The following is a 513-nucleotide window of genomic DNA, read 5'->3' on the forward strand; positions in this document are numbered from 1 at the left end:
GCGTTTGTGGTCGCGTTAACGTTAGCCGTTAACAATCTGTTGATTCGTAAGTTGCCAAAAAACCAATCAGTGATGCAAACCTTGCTGATGACCAACTTGGCCGGTATTCCGGTTGCGTTGCTGTTGGTGCTCATAGAGGATCAGCCTTGGCAATGGGACGCGTTCCCTGTCGCGGCAGGGTCAAGTTTGTTCATTATGATCTATGCGGCGACTTGTGTGCTGGCGTACCGTTCTATCGATAGCAACAAAATCGCGAGTGCAGAATACAGCGGTTTGATTGGTGCGGTTGTCGTTGGCTTTATTTGGTTTGGTGAAATACCAGATATTTTCATGGCCATCGGTACGGTGATGATCGTGGTGCCACTGATCTGGCTATCGAAACGCGAGCGTCACAAGCAGAAAGAACATGCTCAGCTTCAAGCTCAAAAGGAGCACGAGCAGCAACAAGCACATGTTGCTTAATAAAGCCTACAAAACAAAAACCGAGCTTTCTGTGCTCGGTTTTTTTGTTGG

1 protein-coding gene is annotated in these 513 nt (G+C 47.8%); it reads left to right on the forward strand.

The features are described 5' to 3' along the window. A partial coding sequence (locus R7044_RS28210; RefSeq protein WP_225456402.1) for a DMT family transporter occupies positions 1–462 on the forward strand: 462 nt, incomplete at its 5' end. Positions 463–513 lie beyond the last annotated feature (51 nt).

Source organism: Vibrio sp. 1402 (genome assembly GCF_033340275.1).